Origin of the sequence: Clostridium sp. MCC328 (assembly GCF_018785465.1) — a bacterium.
GTDB lineage: Bacteria > Bacillota > Clostridia > Lachnospirales > Lachnospiraceae > Pilosibacter > Pilosibacter fragilis.
In genome coordinates, this window is record NZ_WQPW01000025.1 from 1 (window position 1) to 3,511 (window position 3,511).

The following is a 3,511-nucleotide window of genomic DNA, read 5'->3' on the forward strand; positions in this document are numbered from 1 at the left end:
TGCACGACACAGCACCGTATCAATGAAGATGTGGTACTGTCCCTTGTTTCCGAAATGCTCAAAGCTATTGCCGAGTATGCCAAGCATGACCGAGCCGAGTTTGTCCGTGTGGTGCAGGAAGCGCAGTCCAGCCAGCAGACAGCAGAGGTTAAGAAACAGCGGATACGCCTTGCCACCGCAAAGCAGAGAGTGTCCGAGCTGGAAGTCCTGCTCTGCAAAATCTATGAGGACAACATTTTAGGAAAGCTGTCCGACAGCAGATACGCCACTCTGGACGCTCAATACGAAAAGGAACAGTCCGAGCTTAACGCCGAAATCTCTACTCTGGAAAAGGCTGTCAAGAGCTATGAGAAGCACGAAAAGGACGCTGACCGTTTTATCGCTCTGATTGACAAGTATGAGAACTTCGACAAGCTGACCATTGCCATGCTCAACGAGTTTATCGAGAAAATCCTTGTGCATGAGCGTGACCGCAAGGGTAGTATACAGACCACACAGGAGGTCGAGATTTACTTCAATTTTGTCGGGCGATTCGTTCCTCCGGCGTTTGGAGAAGTGGAGCTTACCCCAGAGGAATTAGAAGAAATCCGCAAGCGTGAGGAACGCAAAGACAGGCTTCATCAGAACTACTTGAAGCGGAAAGCCAGCGGAGCGCAGAAGCGATACGAGGACAAAATCAAGAAGCGGAAAAAGGCAGAAATCGAAGCCAAGAAAGCCGCCATTCGTGCGGAGGATATTGCAAAGGGCGTGTTCGTCCCGGTCAGCAGTTTACCGCAGAGAGAGCCGATGAAAGGAGTACAAACAGCATGAATATCACTTACACACAGAACGGCGATTATCTTATCCCGAACATCGTTATCCGCAAGACCAAGCCCCTCGGACACTACGGCAGACTTCGCAAGGCGTATCTGGAAATGCACCGCCCGATACTGTTCAATGAGCTGGTACTATCCGACAAGCTCTTTGAGCATTGCGCCGAGATTGACGAAGCGGCATGAAGCCGCATGGAGCTGATCGTGTGGTCACTGGCAGAGCAAAACGGTGTGACCGAACAGCTGAAAGCCGAAAACCAAATGGAATGGGTGCGGCAGATGAACGCTTGCAAGGCACAGGCAGAGGAGATTGTGAAAGCGGAATTGATTTATGATTGAGTGAGAAAGTCCGGGCAGAAAACTGTTCGGACTTTTCTCATATGTTCCAAAATGACGGTAGAATTGTTCACAAGTTTTATGGTATAATTTTAAGATGAACTTGAGCAACAAATCGTAAAGTCAACACAAAGGAGAATGTAGATGGGGTTATTGGATAAGTTGAAAAAAAGAAAAGAAAAGAGGGAGTCAGAAGAAAAACAGCATCAGGAGCAGCAGTTTCAGCAGGATTTGTCACAAAAGACTGATTCCCAAATACGCCCAGGCGGCGTGTTCATGATACAGCTTCTGATGAAAGAGAAATACGAGATGCCTTCCAATGAGAGGTTTATAGAGATATTGTCGAAGCATCTGGGAAAAGTGGAGCAGTATGGTAGTCGCAAGGCGGGTGTGAAATTTGCCGCCCATGATTACATCTCTGAGATGAAGGATGCCAGCATTCCGGTAACATTGATGATTTCTGACTGTGAGGAATTTGTGCGGGATTCCATTGATGCTTTCAGACGCAGCCAGATGTGGGATTGTATGAGTGACCGTGACCGTATTCTCTCTGAGTGCAAATATCAGATTTTTGCTAATGATATGTTGGGCGGCGGGCTACCTGCAAGAAAACGTGCAAATATGCTTATGGATTATCTGGAGGCACTGGTGGAATTATATCCTCAGTGTGAGGCGGTTTACAACCTTAACTCAGGAAAGCTGATCCTGGCTGATGATATCCGGAAAAATGAAATCCCCGGCGTTGACCGCTTTATCCGGTACGCAGTAAACGTTCGTTTTTTTAATGTTCAGGGGACGGAGGACAGTGTAGTGGACACGCTTGGTCTGAGTCTTTTGTATATAGAAGATTTGCAGTATCACTTCCGTGACATGGATCCAAACTGGGTAGTAAATCACGCCTACAATTTGGCATCCTATTTGCTGAACAATGAAAAGCCTATGAAGGATGGGGATACCATCGACGGCATTCGGAACGGAATGATCGTGCAGGACATCCAGTGGAAGTGTCAGTATGAGGATGCACTGATTCAGCCAGCGAGGATAGTCATGGATGTTTGCATGGGCGAGTATGCAGCCGGAAATCGTGATTGATGTATTGTGATGTGATGACGAAAATATAAAAAGATAAATAAGAATTTGAAGATATACAATAGAGAGTGTGATGACATGACGGATATTAGTGGTATTTTTTCGATAAGTAGTAGTACAAAACATCAATGGATTTCATTATGTGGACATTTGGAAGTTGTTATTGGAAATTATTTTCTTTCACAATCAGGAAATCCAGGAGCATATTGGTATGCTATATACTACGACTCATCAGTAGACGGGTATAATGAATGTGTAGAAATCACAGATAAAAATTTAATTGGTTATGTATATTGTGATGATAGAGTAGCCTTTGTTTTGAACAGTTTCCTTGAAAGATTTATAAACGATACTGTAGATTATAATATTCATTATGTTGGTGTAGAGTCTTTAGACGAAGAATGTATTGAATGCAGAAGATACTTTGATTATTGTGAGCATATTTTACCTGCTTTATGGATAGATGATGATTTCTTAAACAATGAAAAACTTGAGTTTGATTATGAAAAATTTGAGTTGATAGATACTGGTATTAAGTATCTTAATCCGAAGCATTTTTCCGTAAAAAGCTTTGTAGAGTATTGTAGATTCAGTAAAGAGTGAGATTTCTATAAAATAAAAGATAGATTCTCAGTTATTAGCAGCAATTTCAGTTTGTCGTTCTAAAAATTCAACTGAATAATCCCAGCAAAAACCGCTGCTACATGGAAGTCAACAAACCATGCAACAGCGGTTTTTCTTTATCTTTTTTTCCTCTGGCTGATAGGCGTTCCCATTTTCTTTGACTTTTTGAGAATACGAATGAGCCAGCGAAATTCTTCGTCTGACAGATTTTTATAGTTGATACCGAGCTGCTTGCAGTAAAGTACAACGAGCTTTTCATCCCGGCTACCCTTGAAATTTTCGACCGCTTCCAGATTTTCTTTCAGTTCATCGGCAACGGTGGTCTGGGGCGCACTCTCACTGTCCTTTTTGTGGGCTTCCCGAATATCCCGGATAATGAGATTGAGGTCATCCAGAACCATGTGGCTGAAATATTCATCATCACTGATATGGGCGGCTTGCAGCACTTTCAAATGGGGGTCATCTTCGCCGGGGCGATACCGTTCAATGATTTCATGCCGGACGGTATCGACAAGGGCGTTGAGGTTCTGAATCTGCATGGTGGCAATCCCATCCACATAAATCTCAATATCCGCAAGAAACTTGATAAAGTCCTTATGGGTGGCAAGTTCGCACAGCAGACGGTTGTTAATCCGACCGCTTTTCAGAAG

4 protein-coding genes and 1 pseudogene are annotated in these 3,511 nt (G+C 43.7%); 4 read left to right on the plus strand and 1 reads right to left on the minus strand.

Annotated features, from left to right (window positions below; genetic code table 11):
* The 4 genes and pseudogenes from GPK83_RS04995 to GPK83_RS05010 form a co-directional block, all read left to right on the plus strand.
* Positions 1 to 810 (plus strand): DUF4368 domain-containing protein (locus GPK83_RS04995; RefSeq protein WP_215704153.1); only part of this gene is annotated, 810 nt, incomplete at its 5' end.
* Positions 807 to 1,151: pseudogene (locus GPK83_RS05000) on the plus strand (TnpV protein). The gene GPK83_RS04995 and the pseudogene GPK83_RS05000, both read left to right, overlap by 4 nt.
* Positions 1,152 to 1,292: 141 nt before the next feature.
* Complete coding sequence (locus tag GPK83_RS05005; protein ID WP_015553441.1) at positions 1,293 to 2,240, plus strand: DUF4261 domain-containing protein; 948 nt, start codon at positions 1,293 to 1,295, stop codon at positions 2,238 to 2,240.
* Between the two features lie 75 nt (positions 2,241 to 2,315).
* Positions 2,316 to 2,840 carry a hypothetical protein gene (locus GPK83_RS05010; protein ID WP_015553442.1) on the plus strand — a complete coding sequence of 175 codons (525 nt, stop codon included), beginning with the start codon at positions 2,316 to 2,318 and terminating at the stop codon, positions 2,838 to 2,840.
* 137 nt (positions 2,841 to 2,977) lie between these two features.
* Here the strand turns inward: GPK83_RS05010 and GPK83_RS05015 are convergent.
* Positions 2,978 to 3,511: transcriptional regulator (locus GPK83_RS05015; protein ID WP_215704154.1), on the minus strand; the 534-nt coding region annotated here is incomplete at its 5' end.